Source organism: Anaeromyxobacter soli, from assembly GCF_022808855.1.
GTDB lineage: Bacteria > Myxococcota > Myxococcia > Myxococcales > Anaeromyxobacteraceae > Anaeromyxobacter > Anaeromyxobacter soli.
Genome location: NZ_JAKZLF010000001.1, coordinates 70903 through 94429, shown reverse-complemented (window position 1 = coordinate 94429; position 23527 = coordinate 70903). Strand labels below are relative to the sequence as shown.

Below are 23527 nucleotides of genomic sequence, written 5' to 3'. Positions count from 1 at the left end.
AAAGATGAGCGCGAGACCTTTCATCCTCGTCCTGGCGGTCGCCGCCCTGGCCGGGCCTGCGGCCGCGGCGCCACCTGCCCCGAAGTTCAAGCTGAAGCCGGGGGCGGCCGGGCAGGTCTGCCTCGAGTGCCACCCGGACTTCGCCGACCGGCTCAAGAAGCCGTTCGTCCACACGCCGGTGCGCTCGAAGGACTGCGTCGGGTGCCACAACCCTCACGCCTCGGACCACGGCAAGCTCCTCGCGGCGGACGCGAACGCGATCTGCGCGACGTGCCACAAGGACGTGGTCGCGAAGAACGCCAAGAGCACCCACCCGCCGGCCACGCAGCAGAAGTGCGGCGAGTGCCATGATCCGCACGCCTCGAACGCGAAGGCCAACCTCGTCAAGGCCGGCCCGGACCTCTGCGCGACGTGCCACAAGACCCTCGTCGACGGGGCGAAGGCGTCCAAGTTCAAGCACCGAGCGGTCGAGAACGGCTGCGGGAGCTGCCACGAGGCCCACGCATCGGCCACCGGCCTGAAGCTGCTCAAGGCCGACGTCCCCCAGCTCTGCCTGGGTTGCCACAAGGTGGACGGGCCGATCCTGATGAAGAAGCACATGAACTACCCCGTCGCGAAGGCGAGGTGCACGAGCTGCCACGACCCGCACGGCTCGAACGTGCGCGGCATGCTCTACAACACGGTCCACGCGCCGGTCGCGAAGGGCATGTGCGGCCAGTGCCACGAGGCACCGGGGTCTCCCAGGGGCTTCGAGCCGAAGCAGGCGGGGCTGGCGCTCTGCCGCGGGTGCCACGTCCAGAACATCAACAAGATGATGGACAAGAACCGCCTTCACCGACCGGTCACGGAGGGCGCCGCCTGCCTGTCTTGCCACGGCCCCCACGCGTCCAAGGAGAAGGGCCTCCTCAAGGCGGACATGCGGACGGTCTGCGGGAGCTGCCACGCCGACACCATCAAGCGCGGCGACATGTCGGTGACGAAGCACGAGCCCATCAAGAACTCGGAGTGCACGAGCTGCCACGATCCCCACGGCTCGGACGCCGCGCTCATGCTCGTCAAGGCCGAGTCGCCTGAGCTCTGCGGGAAGTGCCACGACTGGCAGAAGCACTCGTCGCACCCGGTCGGCGCGAAGTACGTCGACCCGCGCAACAAGAACCTGACCCTGCAGTGCCTCAGCTGCCATCGCGCGCACGGCACCGAGTTCAAGTCGATGATGCCCTACGCGACGGTCCCCGAGACGTGCACGAAGTGCCACGAGAAGTTCACGAGGTGATGACCGTGCTGAGAGCCATCGACGCGAGGGTGATCGTCTCGCTCGTCGTCGTCCTCGCCGCGAGCGGGGCACGCGCGCAGAGCGTCGCGTTCAAGCACCAGGCCACGGTGTACAGGGACGCGAAGGACGGCAAGCTGTCCGCGCCCGAGGGCGTGGCCTGCAACGACGCCGGGCTGCTCGTGATCGCCGACACCGGGAACGCACGCCTCCTCACCTACTTCGTGAAGGAGGGGGCCGTGACGCCGGCGGCCGAGGTGAAGGTGCCGCAGCTGAAGCACCCGGTGCGCCTGCAGCTCGACTCGAAGGGCAACATGCTCGTGCTCGACCGCAAGCTGCGGAAGATCGCACGGCTCGATGCCAAGGGCGCGTTCCAGGGGTACGTCGACCTGAAGCCCGCCGGCGTGACGGAGGTCGTCCCGACGAGCTTCAAGGTGGACCGCGGTGACAACCTCTACGTGCTCGACACGGCCGCCGCGAAGGTGTTCGTGGCGGATTCCTCGGGAGCGGTCACGGCGACGCTCCCGCTCCCCGCCGACGCCGGGGCCTTCATGGACGTCGCCGTGGACGCGGGCGGGATCGTCTACGTGCTCGACGCGGTGCGCGCGACGGTGTGGTCCGCCGCCAAGGGCGCGACGGCGTTCTCCCCGCTCGGGAAGAGCTTCAAGGACTACGCGAGCTTCCCGACTTATCTCACCGCGAACAACCGGGGTGTCCTGCTCGCGGTCGACCAGAACGGCGCGGGTCTCGTCCTGCTCGGGCAGGACGGGAGCTACCTGGGGCGCCAGCTCAGCCTCGGCTGGACGGACGGGCTGCTTTACTATCCGTCGCAGATCTGCCTGGACGCTCAGGGGGACGCGTTCGTGGCCGATCGCTCGAACAACCGCGTGCAGATGTTCACGAGCATCGCCCAGTAGACGCCTGGTATCGGATCGAAGGGGCGCGCTCCTGCGGGGCGCGCCCCTTCAGTTTTGACGCGCATCAATGAGAGGATTGCGTTGCATCAATTCAGGCAACGCGACCTCGTGCCGCGGCGAACGCCATCAAGCAAGCGCTCGGACCCATGATACCCTCGTGACCTACCTATTTCACGGTACGTCTTGCTGGCCGCCCGAAGTGGGGCGGCGGCTCGTCCGTGAAGAGGAGGGGAACGATGCGATCTCTCCTGGGGCGTCCGATCGCCCTGGCTGCGCTGTCGACCATCCTGGTCATCGCCTGCGGTGAGGATGAACCATCGAGTGGCGCTCCGGCGCCCGCCTCGGTCCGCCGGACACGCGCCGCAGCGACCGCGACCGCCGATGGCCCGGTCTGCCGCGGCACGGGTGCCCACGACAAGCATGGTCTCGTCGGGTTCCAGTGCGCCACCTGCCACGAGTGCGGCGGGCTCATGCAGTTCTCGAGCACGTACACGCTCCCGACGAGCGGAGCGTCGATCTCGGGGCCGGAAAACGTGGTGACCGTCGGCGCGAACGGAACGACGTGCAGCGTGGCGTGTCATAACGTCGGCGGGCTCGCGACGACGCAGCCCGTCGACTGGAGCGCTCCGGGCCCGCTCGCCTGCAGCTCGTGCCACTCGCAGGGTCAGGCTGGAGCGTTCCCGGTGAGGTCGAGCCACGGCGTGGACAGCTCCAGCGCCACGGCGAACCGCGCCGCCTGCCAGAACTGCCACGACACGAGCAGGCACGTCTCCGGGACCGTGGTCATCCAGGGGGTCGGCGCGCTCGACCCGAATGATCCGGCCCAGGTGGACGGTGCGTGCAAGAAGTGCCACGGCGGACGGGGAACCGCGGTCGCGGGCAAGACGCCGCCGCTCCTCGTCGGCTACGCGTCCGCCGATGGGGACTTCCACGGCGCGCGCGCCGGCACGGGGTTCGGAGGGTCGCTCATCGGGTACGCTCGGGGCGCTGGTCCGCTTCCGTGCGTGACCTGCCACGACGCGCACCAGAGCTCGAACGCGTTCCTGTTCGCGTCGAACGTGAATACGTCGCCGGTGGCGGATGCGACGATCAACCGCGCCGGAGTGGGAGCGGAGGCGCTCTGCGAGCGGTGTCACTCCGGCGCGCGCCACGCGGGGTGCAATGCAGCCGGGTGCCACACGACGGACCCCGTCCCCGGCGGCGCGAACAAGCCCTGCTTCTTCTGCCACGGCCATGAAGGCATCGTGAACTTCAAGCTTCCCACCTGGGCGGACCACCCCGTGCCCGGCGTGGCGATCAGCGACCCGAACGCCTACTGCTGGCACTGCCACACCGCGGGATGGTTCCCCGCGGCGCCGGAGTACGTTGCCCCCACGGTGACGAACGTGGTCGTCACGGAAGTCACGGGGACGAGCGCGAAGGTGTCCTGGACCACGAACGAGAAGGCCACCTCCTACGTCGAATGGGGCGTGGGGACGCCTTCGAACGTCGATGGCAACGGCTTGCTCGTGACCCAGCCCTGCGGGCCAGGCGTGAGCACCCCCTGTCGCGAGGTGACGCTCACCGGTCTCGCTCCGCTCACGCAGTACGCGTACCGGGTCCGCTCGTCGGACGCGATGCGGAACGCGACAGTGTCGCAGATCTACACGTTCACCACGCCCGACCCCAACGCGCCTGGGCAGCCTGCGCTCACGCCGGTGGATGACGGCGCCGTTCCGTACCCCGAGACCGCCGTGCCGGTCACGTTCCAGTGGGCCGCCGTCGCGGATCCCAACGGGGATCCCGTCGAGTACCGCATCCAGATCTCCTCGAACCCCGGCTTCACCGCTCCGCTCGTGTTCGACGGGCCCTGGACCCCCTCGACGACGTACGCGAAGACCTTCACGGCCACCGAGTGGCCGGGCGCGACCTATTACTGGCGCGTCCAGGCGCGGGACGCTGCGCACGATCTCCGTTCGCCGTGGTCGAGCGTCGATGCATTCGGGATCTGGTGGTACGACCCGATGCCTTATTGATCAACGTCAACGTCGTTGGTCCGGAACGGGGCTGCCGCGCAATGCGCGGTGGCCCCCCGTTCTTTGCCGAGCGCGGACGTCGCTGGAGCCCGACGCCTGGTCGCGCCTCGTCTCGAGCATCGGAGCGCGGCGCGAGGACGCAGGGATCGCCACCCAAGCGCGTCGCGGCACCACGCCCCCTCATGTACTGAAGGTTGCTGACACACATCAAAGGGATTGTGCGAGATTGAGATCGGGCGGACTAATGGGTTGCGTCCAACACGTGCACCCGAACGCTCTCTCGTCGTGAGCCATCGAAGTTGCTTTCTTTGGCCGAGGCGGTTCAGTCGTTCGCGACCAGGGTCTGGGGGATCCGCATGCGCTCGTGGCAGCTCGACCGAAGGCTCGGATCGGCGATCGTCGCCGGCATCGCCATGCTGTCGTCGCTGGCGTGCGGGAGCGGAGCGCAGGAGGCAGGGCAGGGTGGCCTCGCGAGGACACCGCGCTCCTCCGCCATCACCGCGACCGCTGCGGTGTGCACCGGCACCGGGTCGCACGACAAGCACGCCGCTTACGGGATCGGCTGCGCGGTCTGCCACCCCTGCGGCGGCGCGTACCAGTTCGACGCCTTCACCTATACCCGCGGGACCTCGACATCGGGCGGCACCATCACGCTCACCGGGACGGATCCGGCGACCTGCTCCGTGGCGTGCCACTTCCCGATGGGCACGCAGCCCCACTCGATCACCTGGGGGACGCCCGGTCCGCTCGACTGCACCTCCTGTCACGCGGTGGCTGCGCTCCCGTCGGTCCACCCGACGCTCGTCGTCCAGAACCCTACGCGCGCGGACTGCGAGGCGTGCCACCGGATGGGCGAGCACACGAAGGGCACCGTCGTGCTCGTGAGCCACGGCGTCGATTGGATGAACTCCGCGAGCTCCGGGTTCCACGCGTACTCCGCCAACGCGCGCATCGCGAGCTGCCAGGCCTGCCACGGCGCCGATCTCACCGGCGGCTCCACCAGCACCGGCTGCCGTGACTGCCACGATCGCAACCTCCCGACCGGCGTCACGAGCTGGCGGACGAACTGCGTGATGTGCCACGGCGACAAGGCGACCGGGCAGTCCTCGCCGCCGAGGGCGACGTGGGGAAACAACGTCCCGAGCGACACCGCGAACGTGCGGATCGGCGCGCACGCAGCCCACCTGACCGGCAGCGCCATCGCGCCGCCCTTCGACTGCGCCGTCTGCCACGTGAAGCCCACGGACGCACTGTCGGACGGCCACGTCGACGAGGCGACCGCGAAGGTCGTGTTCAGCGGCCTCGCCGCGAACCGCGGGGAGCCGGCCGCCGCGTGGAGTCGCGACACCGGGACCTGCAGCAGCACGTATTGCCATGGCGCCACGCTCGGCGGCGGGACGAACAAGTCGCCCACCTGGACGCGCGTCGGCCAGGGCGAGGCCGGGTGTGGCACCTGCCACGGCCTGCCTCCTCCCGCGCCGCACCCCTCGGTCTCCGGCGGCCTCTCCGGGTGCGCCGTGTGCCACTCGGACACCGTCGACTCGAGCGGCGCGCTCATCCCGCCGAGCGCCGGCGGGCTCCACCTCGACGGGTTCGTCGAGGGCGGGCATGACAAGGACTGGATGGACAAGACGAGCACGAAGTTCCACGCGTACTCTGCGAACCGCGGCCTCGGCCCCTGCCAGGCGTGTCACGGCGCGGATCTGAGCGGCGGCGCGACGCAGGTCGGCTGCGCGAAGTGCCACGGGGCCGGCTGGGAGCGGAACTGCACCATGTGCCACGGCGACCCGGCGGACGGCACGGGCGCGCCGCCGCGAACGACGTGGGGCAACTCGGGCGACCCGCTTCGGGTCGGGGCGCACACCGCGCACGTCAAGGGGACCTCGGTCGCGGCACCGCTCGATTGCGACCAGTGCCACGTCGTTCCGGCGGACGCCTTCTCCCCGGGTCACATCGACGACGCAGCCGCCAAGCTCACCTGGGGCTCGCTCGCGACCGTCGGTGGGGCCGCTCCTGCGTGGGACCGGACGGCGGGGACGTGCGCCAGCACGTACTGCCACGGCAACTACGCGGGCACGTTCTCGTACTACTACTGGGACGGCACCTACGATGCGCGGTACGCCGGAAAGCGCGCGACGCCTTCGTGGACGGGATCGCCGACGGCGTGCGACTCGTGCCACGGAAATCCGCCCAGGGAGAACCTCTCCTGGCACGGCTATCACAACGGCGGAAACCAGTGCCAGCTCTGCCACCCGGACGCGATCGGTACCGTGGCCGGGGTGGGCATCGGCATCACCAACCGCGCGCGTCATGCGAACGGCGTCGTCGACGTGGAGCCGCAGTGGGACGCCCAGTGCTTCAATTGCCATTGATGCGCTGAGAGAGCGGTGAAGATCCGGCCGCGCCCCGTCGTCCTCGGGGCGCGGCCTTGATCTGCCGGCCGCGTGCGCGAGCGGAACGAACCTCGGGCCCAGGGGGGGGACGAAGTCCTCGGCCGGCATGCGCACGACGCGGAGCTCGGGGATAGGTAACCCCGCGACCCGCGCTTCCTTACGCTCGAGAACGACGCCCGCGTGATGGGCGCCTCCTCGACGCGGCCCGGCCGCGGTTCCTCCCGGTCGAGCGACGCGGTGCATCGGGCCTGTAGACGAATGATGCGGACGGCTGGCGCAGGCAGATGCTGGACGACGTCGAGGGGCGGAGGGAGCGGTCGCGGCGCGAGGCGTGAGGCGGACTGCGCGAGCCCGCGCGCCGACTGGGAGCGTCGGCGGTACCATGCTGCGAAGAGTTCGGAGCGAACCCGACTCGCCGACGGCGGACTCTGAGCCTCGCGCAGAGTCGAAGGATGTCGCAGCCGGTTGCGGCCTGCTCGCACGCTCACCTTCGAGGTGCGCCGCGCTCACGCCCGTCGGAGCAGCCGGCACGGAGCCCGCCCGTCGACGCGCTGCTGAGTTGCGCGTAGTCCGCGGGTACCGGTCCTCAGCCGTTCCAAACATGGAGCCCCTGGTCGCGAAGGTCGCGACCAGGGGCTTGTATCCAGATCAGCAGTGACCACCTCGACCGCCAACGGCGCGGCCCTCGAGGCGGCCTACGACTACCCCGCGCCGTGACACGCCAGCGTGTCGCAGGAGGGCTGCGACGTCCAGCCGGTGTTGATGACCGTCCCGGTGTAGAGCACGACGTCGCGCCTGCCGTTCACGTGCTGCGTGCTCGTCGTGGCGTGGCAGGCGCCGCAGCCGATGCTCAGGACGTTCACGTGGAAGACGTGCCGATCCAGTCCGCCGTCGTTCGGCGGATCCCCGTGACAGCTGCCGCACGTCGCCTGGCCCTGGCCGACCTTCGTCCAGATCGGGGTGGGGTTCGAGCCGCCGTTCGCGCCATGGCAGTAGGTCGACGCGCAGGTCGCCGTCGTACGGTTCCAGCTCGTGCCCGTCACACCCTGCGTGGCGACGCCGGTGAACGTGACCGTGGCGGTCGCGGCGTCGACGTGGCCGGGCGTGAGCGCGTCCGCGGGCTTCGGGTGGCAGACCGCGCAGTCGATGGGCGCCGAGTTCGCGGTGCCCTTCACGTGCGTCGCGTGCGCGCCGATGCGGACGTTCGTCGTGCCGCTCTGGACGTTGTTCCCCCACGTCGCGCGCGGCGGCGCGGCGAGGCCCGTCGTCTTGTCGCCGTGGCACATGACGCAGCTGTTCCAGGCGGGCCGGTTCACGCCGTCGTGGCAGGACGCGCAGCTCACGCCGGTCGAGCCGCCGGAGAGGTCCGCGCCGTGGCACCACTGGCAGGACGCGAGCCCCTGGTTCGCGGAGTACGCGTGGAACTTCGGGCTCGAGGTGTTCATCCAGTCCGCGTCGTGGCCGCTCGCCGCCTGGATGGTGCCGTCGATGTGCTTGCCGCCGGCGCTCCTGGGCACGATCGCGCCGCTCGCGGAGACGGTGTCGGGGTGGCAGGGGTTGCAGCCGGCGAGGTTGCTCGACACAGGCGGATGGACGTCCGCCGGCGGCGGGACGCCGTGGCAGGTCCCGCAGTCGGCCTGGCCCGTGCCGGTGCTCGTCCAGACGGGGGACGTCTTCGACCCGCCCGACAGCGTGGCGCCGTGACAGTACGTCGAGGCGCAGCCCGCGGTCGCGCGGTCGAAGGTGGGGGTCACGCCGGTCGGCACCGCCACGCCGGCGAACCTCACCGTCGCGGTCTCGCCGTCGATGTGGCCGGGCGTGAGCGCGTCGGCGGGCGTCACGTGGCACACGCTGCAGTCGAAGACGGCGCCGTTCGCTCCCTGCGTGACGTGCGCCGTGTGAGCGCCGGTGCGGACCGGATCGGCCTGGCGTCCCCAGGTCGCCTTGGGCGGCGCGCCCGTCGCGTTGTCCGTCCCGCCGTGGCACATCGTGCAGTTCGTGGCCCACGGCTGCCCGGGGCGATCGTGGCAGCGGCCGCACGAGCCGCCGAATCCGGTGCTGCCGTCGAGGTTCTGCCCGTGGCAGACCTTGCACGACGAGAGGCTGCGGACCGCCGTGTTGGCGTGGAAGTTCGACGAGGTCGTGTCCATCCACGAGGCCTCGTGGCCACCGGAGAACTCGATCGCGCCGTCGAGGTGCTTGCCCCCCGACGACGGCGAGATGAGCGCGCCCGTGGCGGAGATCGTCTGGGGGTGGCAGGCGTTGCAGCCGGCGAGATCGGCGGGAACCACCGGGTGCGGCGCGGGCGGCGGCACGCCGTGGCAGGTCCCGCAGTCCGCCTGGCCCTCGCCGACGCGCGTCCACACCGGCGCGTTCGTCGCGTTGCCGTTCTGGAACGCGCCGTGGCAGTAGGCGGTCGCGCAGCTCGCCGAGGCGGGCGCGAAGCCCGGGTCCTTCGCGGAGGTCTTCCAGACGCCGTCGGCGCCCGTGTAGCCCGTGAGCTCGACCTGGCCGTCGAGGTGCGTGGCGTCGAGCACGGTGCCGGGCTTCGGGTGGCAGAAGCTGCAGTCGAACGCGGGCGCGAGCGCGCTGCCCCGCACGTGCTGCCGGTGCGCGCCGACGCCGAGCGCGGTCGTCGCGGTGTTGCCGGCGAGGTCCTGCGGCGGAGCGCCGGAGGGATCGGTGGCGTCGCCGTGGCAGGTGTTGCAGGTCACCGTCCAGTCCTTGCCTCCCGCGAACGCGTCGTGGCAGCTCGCGCAGACCACGCCCGTCACGTGCGGCTCCCCCTTCACCGCATGGCAGGCGAGGCACGCCCGAACGTCCTGAGCGGCGGCGGCGCCGTGGAGCGACGGCGAGGCCCAGCCCTGCGGGTGCTTCGCCTCGGGGCGCACGTCGACCTGGCCGTTCACGTGCTTCCCCGTCTCGACCCGGATCTTCCCGTCGGAGCCGACCGTCTCTCCGTGGCACGCGGCGCAGGACGTGATGTCCGTCGCCGCTCCGGGGGCGAGGCTCGGGTGCGTCGCCGGCACGGGGTTCCCGGGAGTCCCGTGACAGGCGCCGCACGCCACCGCGGCGCCGTCCAGCGCGGTCCAGACCGGGGACGTGGTGGCGGTTCCGCCGTGGCAATAGACGTTGGAGCAGGTCCCGCTCGAGCGGTCGTAGGCCGGCGAGGCGCCTCCCGCGCGCGCGAGCGCGCCGAACGAGACGTCCACCTTTCCGTTGCCGTGCTGCGACTGGTCCGTGCGCGGGTCGAGGTGGCACTCGGAGCAGGCGAGGGCGCCGGCGAGCGCGCCGGCCTCGACGTGCGCGGAGTGCGCGCCCGCACGCGAGGGGTCGGACCCGATCATGCGGGGCGGCGCGCCGGTCTGGTTCTGCTCGCCGCCGTGACAGCGGGTGCACTGGGCGGTCTCGGCGCTCTTGCTCTCCTCGATCGTGCGAGCCTGACACGCGAGGAGGGTGATGAGAGACGCCCCCAGCAACGGGACGATGAACGGGCGCAGCATGGCCATCTCGAAGCCCTCGGAATTACGCAGGCCGTTTGCACGCACCGGCAGCGCTGCCTTTGCGTGTGACCCGGTGGAGGTCGCCCCAGTGTACCTGCCCCTGAGCGCGGTACAACTGGGGCAAATCGCTTGATCTGTGTCACGCGCAGTGCCGACGCCGACCGCCGGCGCGCGGCTCAGCGGTTCGAGAGCTGAGCGACGTAGGCGGAGAGCTGCCGCGCTCGCTCGGGCGCGAGCCGGCTCAGCGCAGCGGTCTCGCGCTGCGCCGCCGCGTAGTTCCCCACCATCGCGTACGACACGCCGAGGTTGAAGCGCGCCTCGGCGTTCTCGCTCAGCCTGGCCGCGGCGGGCTCCAGCCGCGCGATCGCCTCCGCAGGGCGACCGAGCCGGTTCAGCGCCGCCGCATAGTTCGCGTACGCCGCCGCGTAGTCGGGCCGCAGCGCGATGGCTCGCTCGAAGAGGGCCGCGGCCTCGGCGTAATCCCCCGACCTGTCCATCAGCAGCGAACCCAGGTTGAAGTAGGCGTCGGGGTACTCCGGCGCCTGGCGGATCGCGGCGCGGAACCAGTTCGCGGCCTCCTCGTCCCGGCCCAGCTTCCGCAGCGCGGCCCCGATGTCGCTGTAGACGTCCACGCGGGTGGGGTCGGCGCGGTTCGCGTTCGCGAAGGCCTGGAGCGCCTCCTCGTGCCGACCCGCAGCCGCGAGGGCGAGGCCGAGGTTGTGCGCCGGCCGGACCTTTGCCGGCGACTTGAGCGCCGCGTCGCTCCAGAGGGTGATCTCGTCCTTCCAGACGCGGTTCCGCGCGAGCGTGAGGCCCGCGAGCACGACCGCGACGAGCGCGCCCGCCGTCATGAAGGCCCGCGGCTTCCAGCCGAGCCGGCGCGAGAGGAGCGCGCCCGCGGTCGCGACGGCCGCGAAGGCGCCAGCGGAGGGCAGGTAGACCCGGTGCTCGAACATCACGTCCACGATCGGGATGAGGCTCGACTCCACCGAGAGGGCGAGGAAGAACCAGACGATCCCGAACGCCACCAGGCGCCACGCCGGGTCGAGCGGGCGCGCCGCGGCGCGGGAGGTGCGCCGGAGCAGGAAGGCGGCGAGCGCGACGAGGCCGAGGAGCAGCACGCCGCAGCCGACCACGGGGAGCGAGAGGAAAGAGCGCTCGATCGGAACGTCGTGATCCACGTTCTGGCCGAGCGGCAGCACGAGCAACCGGAGATAGCTCGCGACGACCGGAAGCTGGGTGGCGAGGTAGTCCGACCGGGAGAGCTCCGTCTGCACGCGCGCGACGTCGCCCGCGGCCGAGAGGACGTCCGACAGCGGTGTCCCGACCCCGAGCCGTCCGAGCGGGATGATGGGGAGCGTCGCGAGGAGCGGCGCCAGGAACCTCGCGCGCAGGGCCACCGGCGCGTCGAAGAACACGAGCTCGTAGGCGATCACCGCGAACGGCAGCGTGAACGCGATCTCCTTCGTCTTCATCGCCAGGAGGGTCGCCGCGAGGATGCCGGCCCATGCCGCCACGTTCCGCGCGAGGGGCAGGGGACCCTGATCACGCCGCAGGCGCCAGCGCGCGTACTGGAGCGTCGCGAGGAGGCAGAAGAGCGCCGCGAGCGACGTGAACCGCTGATAGACGTAGGTGACGGCCTGCGTCTGTAGCGGGTGGGCGACGAACGCCGCCGCCGCCACGAACGCGATCGCCCGGGACCAGGAGACCACGAGCGACCCGCGGAGGCGCGGGGTTCCGAACGTCGTCGCGACGAGCGCGTAGACGACGAGCGCGTTGACGGCGTGGATCGCGATGTTGACGAGGTGGTACGCGGCGGCGTCGGCTCCGCCGAGCCGCTCGTTCAGCGCGAACGTGAGGTACCCCACCCACCGGTTCTCGTGGAGGATCCAGCCCGGATCCGCTGCGAACGCCGTGAGGTCCCGCCGCAGGCGCCCGTCCCCGATGATGCCGAGATCGTCGAAGACGAACCCCGCGCCGAACGCGTTGGCATAGGCCGCGAGCGCGAGGACCACGAGCATGACGAGCGGGAGCGCGCGCTGCAGGAGGGTCGCCGCGGCGGAGCCAGACGAGTGGTCGGAGGCGGCCATCGGGGAGCGTCTTTCATCCTGCGGGGAGCCGCCGACGAGGACCGTCGTCGAGCGCGACCCGCGGGGCGACGATAGCATGCGCCGGCGCGCGTCCGGAGGTCACTCGACGAGCGCCGGCCCGCATGTCGGGTGATGGAATGCAGCCTCGCGGGCGGGCGCGAAAAAGGCTCGGGCCGGCGGGATCGCTCCCGCCGGCCCTCGCTGCTTCGGTCCCACCCCCGACTACTTCTTCTCTTCCTTCCGGGCGGCGATCTCCTTCTCGAGGCGCTCGAGCTCCGCCGTCGCCTTCTCCTCGTCCGCGCCCTCCTTCTCGCCGGCCTTGCCGGTCAGGTGCGCCTCACCCGGCGTCCACCCCGGCGAGACGGTCGAGGCGAGCTCGGTCGCGCCGCGCTTCACGCCGCCGGTGAGCTTCTTCACGAGGGCGTTCGCGAAGAGATAGAACCCGATGAACGGCAGGAACATCAGGAACACGAGCCCGGCGAGCGGCACCACGGCGAGCACGAGCAGGAACGGCAGCCTCAGGTACCTCGCCGTCGCGTCGCCCGGAAGCCGTCCGCCCTCGGGCGGCACCACCTCGACTCCCCACCGCCTCGGGCTCCAGTAGTAGCCGCTCTCGACCTTCGAACCGCCGGTGTGCCGCGTCATGATCGCCTCCTCGCGTGCTCGGGAACCGTGTCCGCGCTAGCTCTTCCGCTTGTCGCCGATCTCCTTCTCGAGGGCGTCGAGCCGCGCCTCGGCGCCCGTCGGCCCCTTCTCCTCGGTCCCGGCGCCCTCCGCGGGCTTGCCGGTGAAGTGCGCCTCGCCGGGCTGCCAGCCGGGGCTCACGGTGGACGCCAGCTCGGTCGCGCCGCGGTGGAACATGTTCACGATCGGGCTCACGAGGGCGCGGGCGAAGATGACGAACCCGATCATCGGGAGGAACATGAGGAAGGTGAGGCCGAGGATGGGGATGAGCGCGAGGGCGACGACCGTCGGCACCTTCATCCACTCGCCCTTGCCCTCCGGCAGCCGGTCGCCGTCCTTCGCGATGGGCTCGACGTGCCACTTGATCGCGTTGAAGTAGTAGCCGCCCTTCACTGCGCTTCCGCTCTTGAACTTGTTGGCCATGGTGTTTGGCTCCTTTCGATGCTCAATCTCGCTCAATCACGGCCGAACCGAAATGCGGACGAATGCCCAATCGTGAGGGAAATAGTCCGGTCTGCGGCCGGCGCGTCGCCCGAGAAGAGCAGCGCGCGGCGCCGGAACGGGCCGGTCGCGGAGGCCGGAGCGAGGTGGGGTGGCGAACCGGCGTCTTCCGTCGCCCGATGCCGGAGCGGACACGCTCCGACTCCGGAGGAGACGTGGGGCGAATTCCCGATGCGCGGGAGAGCCGCAGCGGCCGCGGCAAGCTGCCACAACGCGAGGCGTGCGGCTCCCTCGGTGGGGTTACTTCCCCTCGGAGCGCAGCTGCATCCCGAGCTGCATGTGCTGCCGTGCGAGGTCGATGCGACCCTTGCGCCCGTAAGCGAGGCCTAGGTTGTACTGGGCGTTCGCGTCGCTCGGCAGCAGCGCCACCGCGAGCTCGAGGTGCGCGATCGCCTCGTCGACCTGCCCCTTCTCCACGAGGGCCACCCCGAGATTGTTGTGCGCCTCCACGTACTCGGGATCGGCGCGCAGCGCGAGCCGGTACTGCGCGATCGCGGCGTCGACTTCGTGCTTCGCCATCAGCGCCTGGCCGAGGTTGAGGTGCGGCCTGGGCTTGTTCGGAGCCTTCGCCGCCGCGTCGCTCCAGAGGGAGAGCTCGCTCCTCCACACCTCGTTCCGCACGAACGTGGTCACGGCGAGGACGAGGACGATGGCGCCCACGACGGCGAGCGCGATCGCTTGCGCTCGCGCGTTCCCGGCGCGGGCCACGACGAGCGCGCCGCCGGTCGCGAGCGCGGCGAAGAGTCCCACCGACGGCAGGTAGACCCGGTGCTCGAAGAACACGTCGCCGATCGGGATGAAGCTGGACTCGACGGAGAGCGTGAGGAAGAACCACGCGATGCCGAGCGCGACGATCCGGGCGGCGGGATCGAGCGGCGCCGGTGCGCTCGCTCGGGAGCGCCGGAGGAGCCACACCGCGGAGCCCGCCACCAGCGCCAGCAGCGCGGCCGCTCCGATGACGGGCGCCGCGAACGAGCTGGTGAAGAGGGGGAAGTCGTGATCGACGTTCTGCCCCACCGGTACGAGGACGAGCCGCAGGTACGTCGCGACGGCGGGGAGCTGCGTGATGAGGTAGTCCCAGCGCGAATGGTCCGTCTGGTTCGTCACCGCCGCCGCCTGGCCAGCGAGGCTCGCGGATCCCCCCAGATCGATCATCGTGAGCGGGATGATCGGGAGCGTGGCGAGGATCGGTCCGACGTACAGCGCGCGCTTCCTCGCGTCGCCCTGGAACAGGACGGCCTCTAGGAGCGCGACGCTCAGGGGCAGCGTGAACGCGATCTCCTTCGTCTTCATCGCCACGATCGTGGCGAGGAGGATCGGGACGTACCCCGCGACCGCTCGGAGCGCGCCCGGCGGCCGCGCCTCCCGCGCGATGCGCCAGCGCAGGTAGAGGACGACCGCCAGGAGGTAGAAGGTCGTCGCGAGCGACGCCATGCGCTGCGCGACGTACGCGACCGCCTGCGCTTGCAGGGGGTGCGCCACGAAGAGCGCCGCCGCGACGAGCGCTATCCAGTGGCCCGAGTCCGCGAGCGCGGACCGCTTCAGGGCGGTCGTGCGAAAGAGGAGGCACACGAGCGCGTAGGCGAGCGATCCGTTGAGGAGATGGATCGCGATGTTCACGACGTGATAACCGGCGGGATCGAGGCCGCCGACCGCATGGTTCAGCGCGAACGAGGCGAAGGCCACGACGCGGTGCGGGCTCGCGCGGTACCCCGCCGAGCTCGCGAAGTAGTTCGAGAGATCGCGGATGACCGGGTTGTCGACGATGAACTGGAAGTCGTCGAAGACGAAGTCACCCCGGAAGGCGTTCGAGTACGCCAGGAGCCCGAGGGTGACGAGCGCCGTGACGGCGACGAGATGGTGACGGGCCGCAGGGAAAATCTTCGGTCGCGGCGGCGTCGAGCCTGGCGTGGCGGCCTCGGAGGTGGGTCGCGAGAGAGTCATCGGTGCGAGGGAATCTGGTCGCAGGAAACGGCCCAGCATACACCCGGGGTCGGGGCTCCGGACCGGCCCGGCGCCCGCCTGGCGCCGCACGCCGCGAGCGAGTGACCCGACTGCCGCGGCCGCTCACCTGAGCCGCTGTCCGCGTTCGCGCCGCGTCAGCCCGAACTGCGTGAGCGTGCGCTCCACGCTGCGCACCGAGACCTCGTGCCCGAGCCCGGCGAGCTCCTCGGCGATCGCGGCCGCGCTCCGCTCCGGCTCTCGCAGGCGAGCGCGGACGATGTGGCGGACGACCTCGAGCGGGCGCCGCCACGCGCTGCGCGGGCCCGGCGGCCGCGCGATGAGCCCCTCGAGCCCGTTCTCCCGGAAGCGGCGAAGCTTCTCGTAGTAGGCGCTGCGGGATCTGCCGAAGCGGGCCAGCACCTCGTCGAGCGGCGCGCCGCTCGTCTCTCCCTCGATCAGCATGAGCAGATCGAGGGAGGCCCCGTCGCTCGCGGGTAAGGAAAGGATCCCGCCGGGGCCGCGGATGACGTTGCTCTCGGGCTTCATGTAACTGGGGCTCCTCCGGTCCGTCCGGCCGATGCTGGCGGCAAACTGCCGCGGGAAAGCAAGGCGGGTGCCGCACCCAGGGTCACGAGATGTCAAGGGAAATCCCGTAACCGATGCGTGACGATTGGGGATCTCACCCACCGTGTTGGGGCAGGTACCCCAGCCGTGCCCCACGCACGCCCCGCGCGCCGGCTGCCCAGCGCGCATGCAGGGGTTTCGCCTCCCTCGGCCGTGTGGGAGGTAGCGCGCAAGGCTTGCGCAGACCGGCTCGGGACTCCTGGGAAATCTGGCGGGGATACGGGGGGCACGGCGCTTGCTCGCGTGGGCCGGAAGATCGCGAAAGGAGCCGCCGTGCTCGTCGCAGTCGGGCTCAACCAGAAGGGCGCAACCGTGGCGGACCGCGAGGTGCTCGCGCTGTCACCGGACGACCTGCAGCCGGCGCTCGCCAGCTACGCGGCGCTCGACGGCATCGAAGAGGTCGCGGTGATGTCCACGTGCTACCGCGTGGAGATCTTCGCCGCGACGCGCTGTCCCGCGGCCGCGACGCTCGCGCTTCGCCAGGCGCTGAACGCCCGCGCCGGCAGGGAGCTGCCGCTGTTCGAGGTCCAGGGCGAGGAGGCGTTCCGGCACCTCGTGCGCGTGGCCTCGAGCCTCGAGTCCGCCATCCTCGGCGAGCCGCAGATCCTCGGGCAGTTCAAGGACGCGTTCCAGCGCGCCATCGAGCTCGGCGTCGCGGGCAAGGAGCTCACCGCGGTCCTGAACCGGGTGCTGGCCGGGGCGAAGCGCGTCCGCACGGAGACCGCGGTCGGGCGCGCGGGCATCTCCTGGGGGAACGCGGCAGCGACCCTCGCCGAGAAGGTGATCGGCCCGATGCAGGGCCGGCGCGTGGTCGTGGTCGGCGCCGGCGAGATGGCGCGGCTCTCCGCGCAGCACCTCCGGGACCAGGGCGCCCGAATCGTCGTGCTGAACCGCACGCTCGCGAACGGCGAGGCGCTCGCGCAGGAGGTCGGCGGTACCGCTCGGCCCCTCGACGCGCTCGAGGAGGAGCTCGCGGAGGCGGACGTCGTCGTGTCGGCGGCCCCGGTCGCGCCCGCCGCGTTCCAGCCCGAGGCCATGGCCCGGCTCTCGCGCGCGCGGCGGCGGCCCATCGTCCTCGTGGACCTCGCCGTCCCGCGGGCGATCCCCGCGGCGACCGGCAACGTGCGCGACGTGTACCTCTGCGACGTCGACGACCTCGATCGGGTGATGAAGGCCGCGATGACCGAGCGCGTGGCCGCGGTCGCCGAGGCCGAGCGGATCATCGCGGACGAGGTCGCGAAGTACGTGCGGGCCGAGGCGGAGCGCCGGGCCGCGCCGCTCATCCAGGAGATGCGCAGCCGCGCGAGCGCGATCGCCCGCGAGGAGGTGGAGCGCACCCTCCGCAGGCTCGGGGAAGATCCGGAGCTCGAAAGGAGGCTCGACGCGATGGCCGGCTCCATCGTCTCGAAGATCCTCCACGCGCCGAGCACCAAGCTGCGCCAGGCGGTGTGCGAGGGATGCGCAGGAGAGGCGCTGGTCGCCGCCGCTGTCGAGATCTTCGAGCTTTCTGCCGACATCCGCGTACATCGCGGAAACGCTGCGTGAACATCCGCCGGGGACGGCGCCTTCCCGTCCGTCGCTGTCCTTGCAATGATGGCGGTGGGCCGAACGTTGTCCCCTAGCGGATGAATCCACTCGAACGCCTCTTCAAGCGGCTCGACTCGAGCATCCGGGCGCGCATCCTGCTCCCGACGGCGCTCCTGTTCGCCTTGACGATGGCGGCGATGGTCGCGGGGGCCGTCCACCTCTACGGCTCGGACATCGAGCGCGGACGCCGCGAGCGCGCCCAGATCTTCACGGAGATGGTGGCGTCGGGCGTCTCGAACACCATGCTCTCGGGCCAGCCGAACGCCGTCCCGGCGCTGCTCGGGACCCTGATGGCGCACAACAGCGAGCTGCTCGCGGCGAGCCTCGTCGCGCCGACCGGCTACATCTCCGTGTCGACCGCGCCGGCCCTGATCGGCGCGGTGCCGTGGCCGGATCTCCGCAAGTTCGAGACCACGACCGTGGTGCAGTCGCCGAACGGGAACGAGCTGGAGTACGCGGTCATCCACCCGATCCCGAACGCCACCGCGTGCGCGCGCTGCCATGGGACCCACTCGCCCGTGAACGGCTGGCTCGACCTCCGCTTCAGCCGCGATCCCATCGAGCTGTCGGAGTCCCGCCTCGCGAAGACCCTCCTGTTCGCGGCGTCCGGAGCGCTCGTCTGCCTGCTCGCCATCCTGCTCTGGCTGCTCGGGCGCGAGGCCGTGAGCCCGCTGCAGCGCCTCGTCGCCGCGATGAAGCGGGCCGAGGCCGGCGAGCTCACGGTGCGCGCCGACGAGGGGCGCTCCGACGAGCTCGGCACCGCCGCCCGGGGGTTCGACGCGATGCTCGCCGCCCTCCGCCGGAGCCAGGCGGAGCTCGAGGCGTTCTACCGCGAGCGGATGGTGCGGGCGGACCGGTTCGCGGCGGTCGGCGAGGTCGCGACGGGCCTCGCCCACGAGATCAAGAACCCGCTCGCCGGGCTCTCCGGCGCGCTCGAGCTCCTCGCGGAGGACCTCGCCGAGGACCCGCAGCACGCCGAGGTGGTCGGCGAGATGCGCCACCAGGTGCAGCGCCTCACGCACACCATGGAGAGCCTGCTCAGCTTCGCCCGGCCTCCGAAGGCGAGGCTCCGCTCCACCGACGTGAACGGCACGCTCGAGAAGGTGCTCTTCCTCATCCGCCAGCAGTCGCGAAACGGCGTGGTCGTGGTCGCCCCGGAGCTCGCGCCGGAGCTGCCCCCCGTGCTGGCCGATCCGTCCCAGCTCGAGCAGGTGTTCCTCAACATCTGCCTCAACGCCTGCCAGGCCATGTCCGCCCAGGGGAAGGGGACGCTCACGGTCCACTCGCGGATGGGCGACGGGAACGTCGTCGTCGAGATCGCCGACACCGGTCCCGGCATCCCCACCGACCTCCGCGCCCAGGTGTTCAAGCCGTTCTTCACGACCAAGCGCGAGGGGAACGGCCTCGGCCTCGCGATCTCCGCCCGCATCGTGGCGGAGCACGGGGGGCACATCGGTTACCGCTGTCCGCCGGATGGAGGGACGGTGTTCACGGTGACCCTGCAGCTGGCGCGCCCCGTGCGCGCGACGGAGCACGCCGCATGACGATCCCCTCGGCCCGCGTCCTCGTCGTGGACGACGAGAAGCTGATCCGCTGGTCCGTGTCGGAGCGCCTGCAGCGCAGCGGCTACGAGGTGCTGTCGGCCGAGTCGGGCGAGCAGGCGCTCGAGATGCTCGCCGCGAACCCGCCCGACGTCATGCTCCTCGACGTGCGGCTGCCCGGGATCGACGGGGTCCAGACGCTGCAGCGCGCGCTGGCGGACAACGCGGACCTCATCGTCCTCATGATGTCCGCCCACTCGACCGTCGACATCGCGGTCGACGCCATGAAGCACGGGGCGATGGACTTCCTCGTGAAGCCGTTCCCGTTCCAGGCGCTCGACGCCGCGGTGGAGCGGGCCATCGCGACCGCGCGCACGCGCCGGCAGATCGCGGCGCTGGCGAGCGAGCGCCGCGGCGGGACCGCGCTCGAGGCGATCGTCGGCGCGTCGAGCGCGATGGAGCAGGTGCGCTCGATGATCTCGCGGCTCGGCGCGTCGGACACGACGACGGTCCTCATCGAGGGGGAGAGCGGCTGCGGCAAGGAGGTCGTCGGCCGCGCCATCCACTTCCAGAGCGCGCGCGCCGAGCGGCCGTTCCTCCAGGTGAACTGCGCCGCCCTCCCGGAGCACCTCCTCGAGTCGGAGCTCTTCGGGCACGAGCGCGGCGCCTTCACCGACGCCCACGCCCAGAAGCGCGGCCTGTTCGAGAGCGCCGAGGGCGGCTCGGTGATGCTGGACGAGATCGGCGACCTCCCCCCCGGCGGCCAGGCGAAGCTCCTGCGCCTGCTCGAGAACAAGACGTTCCGGCGCGTCGGCGGCGTCCAGGAGCTGCGCAGCGACGTGCGCGTCATCGCCGCGACGAACGTCGACCTCGAGCAGCGCGTCGCGGAGGGCCGGTTCCGCGCGGACCTCTTCTTCCGGCTGAACGTCGTCCGGATCGTGGTCCCGCCGCTGCGCGATCACGTGGAGGACGTCGGCGCGCTCGCCGCGCACTTCATCGCCCGCTTCAACTCGGAGATGAAGCGCCAGGTGCGAGGCGTCACGCCCGCCGCGATGGAGCTCCTCAGGGCCTACCGCTGGCCGGGCAACGTCCGCGAGCTGCGCAACGTCGTCGAGCGCGCCTTCATCCTGCACGCAGGGGTCGAGGAGATCCGCCCGGAGCACCTCAGCCCCGAGCTGCGCCGCGCCACACCGGCGAAGCGCACGGACAAGCTCGTCCCGAGCGTCACGCCGGACGGCCTCGTGCTCGACGACGTCGAGCGCAAGCTCATCGTCGAGGCGATGGAGCGCGCGAGCGGCAACCAGTCGAAGGCCGCCCGTCTCCTCGGCGTGTCGCGCGACACGCTCCGCTACCGGCTGAAGAAGCACGGCATCGGGTAGGCACGCCCGAGGTTCCCCCGCCCCCGGTCACTGGCCCATCGCGAGGGCCAGGTTGCGTGCGTACTGGGGATTGCCAGGGTCCAGCCTGACTGCTTCCCCGAAGTGCAGGACGGCGCGGTCCATCCGCCCGAGGTTCGCAACGCATATGGCGAGCCCGTTATGCGCCGCCGCCGCGCTGGGATCGAGCTCGAGCGCGCGTTCGTACGCGGCCGCTGCCTCCGAGAATCGGCCGCTCACCGACAGCGCGTAGCCGAGGACCGTGTGGGCGGAGGCGTTCGCCGGCCGCTCGGTGACCGCCAGCTCCGCAGCGCGAGTCGCCTCCGCTGCGTTCCCCGTGGAGGCGAGCGCCGAGGCGAGGTCGAGCCGCGCTTCGTGGTGCGCAGGGTCGAGCGCGAGGGCGCGCGTCAGGGCCGGGATGGCCCCCGATGCGTCGCCCGACGCGAGCAGCGCGTGTCCCAGGTATTCTTGCGCGGCGGCGCTTAGAGGTTCCTCCCGGGCTGCGTCGCTCCACAGCGAGAGATCGCTCCGCCAGACCTCGTTTCGCGAGAGGGTCCCCGCGGCGAGGAGGCCGATGACCAGCACCGCAGTGGCGGACCTCAGCGCCACCGGCGCTCGACGAGCGAGCGGATGCTCGAGTGCGATCGCGACGAGCAGCGCCGCGCCCGCGAGGGGCAGGTACAAGTACCTCTCCGCGACCAGTCCCTCCCCGAGGACAGGAACGTACAGCGCGGGCAGGAGCGGGAGGACGAGCAGGGCGACTCCCACGACCACGCCGGCGCTGCGGCGGCCGAACCAGGCGATCGCCGCGAGCGCGGCAAGGGTGAGAACGCCCCCCACCACTCCGGGCGTCAGTGTCGTCACGACCCCGCGCGCGTGGACCGCGCTGAGGCGCTGCGGCCACACGAGCAAGGCCGAATAGTCGGCGAGCAGCGTCAACGCCGTCAGGACGCCATCGACGACCCCGACCTTTACCCGATGTGCTCCTCCCGTCCCCATCAGGCCGCCGAGCGCGTTCACGCGGAGCAGCAAGTACAGGAACGTAGCCGCGGAAAGCGAAGCGAGGATTCTCCAGGCTCGGACGCGCTGCGTCGGACACCACAGGTCGCCGCGGATCCCGAATGCCACCACGACGGTGGGGAGCAGCATCACCGCGGGCTCCTTCGCCAGCAGTGACGCCAGGAACAGGACCCCGGCGATGGCAGGGCCCGTCCACGACGACGACCGCCTGCTCGTCGCGACGAGGAGAGCGGCCAGGAAGAAGAAGCCGAACGACAGGTCCACGATCCCCGAGATCCACGCCACCGCCTCGGCGTGGACCGGGTGGACCGCGAAGATGAGCGCTCCGATGGCGGGTCCCGAGATGTACAGGCGACTCGCCGAGATGGCGTCGGGAGCGCACGTCTGCTGCGCGGCGTCCTGACGGGCCCAGCGGACCAGCAGGACGTACACCGCGGCGGATGTCCCGGCGTGCAGGAGGACGTTCGCGGCGTGAAAGCCCCACGCTTCTGGACCGAACACCGCTCGAGACGCCCACAGCAGGACGTGCATCACGGGCCGGTAGTAGCTCGTGTCGAGGCCGGCCGCGAAGCCAGCCATGTGGTGCGTGAACGCGTCGCCGAGAGCGGGGAACGCGATGATCCACGGGTTGTGGAGGACGTTGTAAGCGTCGTCGAACACGAACCCGTTTGCGATGCTGTTGGCGCTCGCGACGAAGGCGATGACGGCGATGCCCACGGCTCGGCTGAGCGTCTGACGCGGCGCGCCCTCGAACATCTCCTGGGTTGTACACGATCCCAGGCTTACGCGGCGTGGCGCCCCTCAGGCGAGGGACGCCGCCGTCTCACGTGCCGCCATGGAAACGATGCCGCGTGTCAGGCGAGCGCGGCGTCGTCGACGTCGACCGGCGTCCCATCCGTCGGCCACTCGATCTCGCTCGCGAGCGCGTGGAGCTCCTGCTTCAGCTTCTCCTTCGCCCGGATCTCCAGCTGGCGGGCGCGCTCGCGCGAGAAGCCGAAGTGCTCCCCCAGCTCCTTCAGCGTGAGCGGGCGATCGGCCATGACGCGCTGCTCGATGATGTAGCGCTCGCGCTGATCGAGGCGCGCGAGGGCCGCGGTCACCTTCGAGGCGACGATCTGCTGCTCCTCGGCGACGGAGAGCTCGTCGTCCTGGGCTGCCGCCTTGCCGGCGACGAAGTCGATGTGCGAGTAGCCGCCGTCGTCGCCCATCGGCGCGTCGAGGGAGAGGTCGCGGCCGTCCATCCGCTGCTCCATCTCCTCGACCTCGGCGGGCTTCACGCGGAGCTTCTTCGCGATCTTGCCCTTGTCCTGCGCGTCGGAGTCCAGACCGTGCTCGACGGACATCTTGTCGAGCTCGCGCTTCGTCCGCGCGAGGGAGAAGAACAGCTTCCGCTGGGCCTGCGTCGTCCCCAGCTTCACGAGGGACCACGACTTGAGGATGTAGTTCTGGATGTAGGCCCGGATCCACCAGACGGCGTACGAGATGAGCCGGATGCCCTTGTCCGGATCGAACTTCTGCACCGCCTTCATGAGGCCGATGTTCCCCTCCTGGATGAGGTCGGCCATCTTGAAGCCGTAGGAGCGATACTCGTACGAGACCTTCACCACGAACCGCAGGTTGGCCGTGACGAGGCGGTGCGCCGCGCGCGTGTCCCCCTGGTCGCGGTAGAGCCGAGCGAGCCGCTGCTCCTCATCCACGGTCAGGAGAGGAAAGCGATTGATCTCCGATAGATACAGCTCGAGGGAGCTGGTGGTCGTCGGGATCGCGATGCGCTTCATTCGGCCTCCGGAAGGTTGCCTAGTGACGGGAGCTGGAGAAAGCAACGGACGTGCCGCAAAGGGGTAGGGAAAAATTGTGCGCGATTCCAACGGCTTGGCTGTTAGGACAGGAGCCGCTCGGAAACCGGGTGGCTGTAGAAATGACAGGCAACGCGCGAGCCCCCGGCCCCGTTGGGTTTTTTCCCTGTAATTCGTTCTGCAAGACCTACGGGGTGGTTGCAGAGCTCACTTGCGCGTGACAGACGGGGTACCCAGGTTGTGGCTGCACGCTCGTCGGGATGGCG

15 protein-coding genes are annotated in these 23527 nt (G+C 70.9%); 7 read left to right on the top strand and 8 right to left on the bottom strand.

Features of this window, described 5'->3' with window-relative positions; translation table 11 throughout:
* Window positions 1-4: 4 nt before the first annotated feature.
* The 4 genes from MLV88_RS00400 to MLV88_RS00385 all read left to right on the top strand — a co-directional run bounded on the left by MLV88_RS00400 (window position 5) and on the right by MLV88_RS00385 (window position 6574).
* Window positions 5-1273, top strand: a complete 1269-nt coding sequence (locus tag MLV88_RS00400) for a cytochrome c3 family protein (protein WP_242352450.1) — start codon at window positions 5-7, stop codon at window positions 1271-1273.
* Window positions 1273-2187, top strand: coding sequence for an NHL repeat-containing protein (locus MLV88_RS00395; RefSeq protein WP_242352448.1), 915 nt, complete (start codon window positions 1273-1275; stop codon window positions 2185-2187). Before MLV88_RS00400 ends, MLV88_RS00395 begins: the two co-directional genes overlap by 1 nt.
* Before the next feature lie 236 nt (window positions 2188-2423).
* Entirely contained in the window at window positions 2424-4202 is a 1779-nt protein-coding gene (locus tag MLV88_RS00390) for a fibronectin type III domain-containing protein (RefSeq protein WP_242352446.1), read from the top strand.
* 356 nt (window positions 4203-4558) lie between these two features.
* Window positions 4559-6574 carry a CxxxxCH/CxxCH domain c-type cytochrome gene (locus MLV88_RS00385; protein WP_242352444.1) on the top strand — a complete coding sequence of 672 codons (2016 nt, stop codon included), beginning with the start codon at window positions 4559-4561 and terminating at the stop codon, window positions 6572-6574.
* 722 nt (window positions 6575-7296) lie between these two features.
* Here the strand turns inward: MLV88_RS00385 and MLV88_RS00380 are convergent.
* The 6 genes from MLV88_RS00380 to MLV88_RS00355 form a co-directional block, all read right to left on the bottom strand.
* Window positions 7297-10104: a CxxxxCH/CxxCH domain c-type cytochrome gene (locus tag MLV88_RS00380; protein ID WP_242352442.1), complete on the bottom strand. Its 2808-nt coding sequence runs from the start codon at window positions 10102-10104 to the stop codon at window positions 7297-7299.
* 170 nt (window positions 10105-10274) lie between these two features.
* The gene (locus tag MLV88_RS00375; RefSeq protein WP_242335395.1) at window positions 10275-12188 is read right to left on the bottom strand and encodes a tetratricopeptide repeat protein; all 1914 of its coding nucleotides are present in this window, start codon (window positions 12186-12188) and stop codon (window positions 10275-10277) included.
* Between the two features lie 222 nt (window positions 12189-12410).
* On the bottom strand, window positions 12411-12833 hold the full coding sequence (locus MLV88_RS00370; RefSeq protein ID WP_242335392.1) for a hypothetical protein: 423 nt from the start codon (window positions 12831-12833) through the stop codon (window positions 12411-12413).
* A 36-nt stretch (window positions 12834-12869) separates the two neighbouring features.
* Entirely contained in the window at window positions 12870-13295 is a 426-nt protein-coding gene (locus MLV88_RS00365) for a hypothetical protein (RefSeq protein ID WP_242335389.1), read from the bottom strand.
* A gap of 318 nt (window positions 13296-13613) precedes the next feature.
* The gene (locus tag MLV88_RS00360; RefSeq protein WP_242352440.1) at window positions 13614-15317 is read right to left on the bottom strand and encodes a tetratricopeptide repeat protein; all 1704 of its coding nucleotides are present in this window, start codon (window positions 15315-15317) and stop codon (window positions 13614-13616) included.
* A gap of 123 nt (window positions 15318-15440) precedes the next feature.
* Complete coding sequence (locus tag MLV88_RS00355; RefSeq protein WP_242352439.1) at window positions 15441-15863, bottom strand: helix-turn-helix domain-containing protein; 423 nt, start codon at window positions 15861-15863, stop codon at window positions 15441-15443.
* Window positions 15864-16214: 351 nt separating this feature from the next.
* Here MLV88_RS00355 and hemA point away from each other — a divergent pair, with 351 nt between their 5' ends.
* From hemA to MLV88_RS00340, 3 genes are all read left to right on the top strand, one after another.
* Complete coding sequence (gene hemA, locus MLV88_RS00350; protein WP_242335381.1) at window positions 16215-17486, top strand: glutamyl-tRNA reductase; 1272 nt, start codon at window positions 16215-16217, stop codon at window positions 17484-17486.
* An 80-nt stretch (window positions 17487-17566) separates the two neighbouring features.
* Window positions 17567-19072, top strand: a complete 1506-nt coding sequence (locus tag MLV88_RS00345) for a sensor histidine kinase (RefSeq protein WP_242352437.1) — start codon at window positions 17567-17569, stop codon at window positions 19070-19072.
* A complete protein-coding gene (locus MLV88_RS00340; RefSeq protein WP_242352435.1) occupies window positions 19069-20448 on the top strand; it encodes a sigma-54-dependent transcriptional regulator in 1380 nt (459 codons plus the stop codon). The genes MLV88_RS00345 and MLV88_RS00340 overlap by 4 nt, the downstream gene beginning before the upstream one ends.
* Before the next feature lie 27 nt (window positions 20449-20475).
* On the opposite strand, the gene MLV88_RS24405 is transcribed toward MLV88_RS00340, so the two are convergent.
* The gene (locus tag MLV88_RS24405; protein WP_242352434.1) at window positions 20476-22182 is read right to left on the bottom strand and encodes a tetratricopeptide repeat protein; all 1707 of its coding nucleotides are present in this window, start codon (window positions 22180-22182) and stop codon (window positions 20476-20478) included.
* Between the two features lie 137 nt (window positions 22183-22319).
* On the bottom strand, window positions 22320-23243 hold the full coding sequence (gene rpoH, locus MLV88_RS00330; protein WP_242335372.1) for an RNA polymerase sigma factor RpoH: 924 nt from the start codon (window positions 23241-23243) through the stop codon (window positions 22320-22322).
* Window positions 23244-23527 lie beyond the last annotated feature (284 nt).

Excerpts from the sequence above, each read along its gene's own strand:
- MLV88_RS00385 (WP_242352444.1), top strand. The coding sequence starts at position 4,559 with ATGCGCTCGTGGCAGCTCGACCGAAGGCTCGGATCGGCGATCGTCGCC.
- MLV88_RS00400 (WP_242352450.1), top strand. The coding sequence starts at position 5 with ATGAGCGCGAGACCTTTCATCCTCGTCCTGGCGGTCGCCGCCCTGGCC.
- MLV88_RS00395 (WP_242352448.1), top strand. The coding sequence starts at position 1,273 with ATGACCGTGCTGAGAGCCATCGACGCGAGGGTGATCGTCTCGCTCGTC.
- MLV88_RS00380 (WP_242352442.1), bottom strand. The coding sequence starts at position 10,104 with ATGGCCATGCTGCGCCCGTTCATCGTCCCGTTGCTGGGGGCGTCTCTC.
- MLV88_RS00340 (WP_242352435.1), top strand. The coding sequence starts at position 19,069 with ATGACGATCCCCTCGGCCCGCGTCCTCGTCGTGGACGACGAGAAGCTG.
- MLV88_RS00370 (WP_242335392.1), bottom strand. The coding sequence starts at position 12,833 with ATGACGCGGCACACCGGCGGTTCGAAGGTCGAGAGCGGCTACTACTGG.
- MLV88_RS00345 (WP_242352437.1), top strand. The coding sequence starts at position 17,567 with ATGAATCCACTCGAACGCCTCTTCAAGCGGCTCGACTCGAGCATCCGG.
- MLV88_RS00375 (WP_242335395.1), bottom strand. The coding sequence starts at position 12,188 with ATGGCCGCCTCCGACCACTCGTCTGGCTCCGCCGCGGCGACCCTCCTG.
- rpoH (WP_242335372.1), bottom strand. The coding sequence starts at position 23,243 with ATGAAGCGCATCGCGATCCCGACGACCACCAGCTCCCTCGAGCTGTAT.
- MLV88_RS00355 (WP_242352439.1), bottom strand. The coding sequence starts at position 15,863 with ATGAAGCCCGAGAGCAACGTCATCCGCGGCCCCGGCGGGATCCTTTCC.
- MLV88_RS00390 (WP_242352446.1), top strand. The coding sequence starts at position 2,424 with ATGCGATCTCTCCTGGGGCGTCCGATCGCCCTGGCTGCGCTGTCGACC.
- MLV88_RS00365 (WP_242335389.1), bottom strand. The coding sequence starts at position 13,295 with ATGGCCAACAAGTTCAAGAGCGGAAGCGCAGTGAAGGGCGGCTACTAC.
- MLV88_RS00360 (WP_242352440.1), bottom strand. The coding sequence starts at position 15,317 with ATGACTCTCTCGCGACCCACCTCCGAGGCCGCCACGCCAGGCTCGACG.